Origin of the sequence: Bacillus pretiosus (assembly GCF_051294775.1) — a bacterium.
In the GTDB taxonomy this organism is placed as follows: Bacteria; Bacillota; Bacilli; order Bacillales; family Bacillaceae_G; genus Bacillus_A; species Bacillus_A wiedmannii.
In genome coordinates this window covers 1-291 of record NZ_JBPPHF010000395.1, presented here as the reverse complement: position 1 = coordinate 291, position 291 = coordinate 1, and the positions used below count along the sequence as shown (strand labels likewise).

The 291-nt window shown below is 33.7% G+C and carries 1 protein-coding gene; it reads left to right on the top strand.

Annotation, left to right across the window (positions count from 1 at the left end):
* Positions 1 to 4: 4 nt before the first annotated feature.
* The coding region (locus ACSG5Z_RS31430; protein ID WP_435712909.1) for a GNAT family N-acetyltransferase at positions 5 to 291 on the top strand (287 nt) is incomplete at its 3' end.

The window sequence follows — 291 nt, the reverse complement described above, 5'->3', positions numbered from 1 at the left end:
GTATATGAGTATTCAACTAGCCACATCTAATGATTTAGAATGGATTAATAATCAATATGACTCAATAGGTTTTGTAAGAAGTGATTTAAAAAGGGATAAAGTTGCACTTATTACTTACAACAACGAGTATGCAGGTGTTGGCCGATTAGTCCAAATAGATGAAGATACGATGGAAATGGGCGGGATTTTTATTCTCACTAAATTTAGATGCCTACAATTAGCTGGGGAACTTGTTTCATTTTTAGTAGAAACTGCGAAGAAATTACAAGTACAACATGTATACTGTCTTCG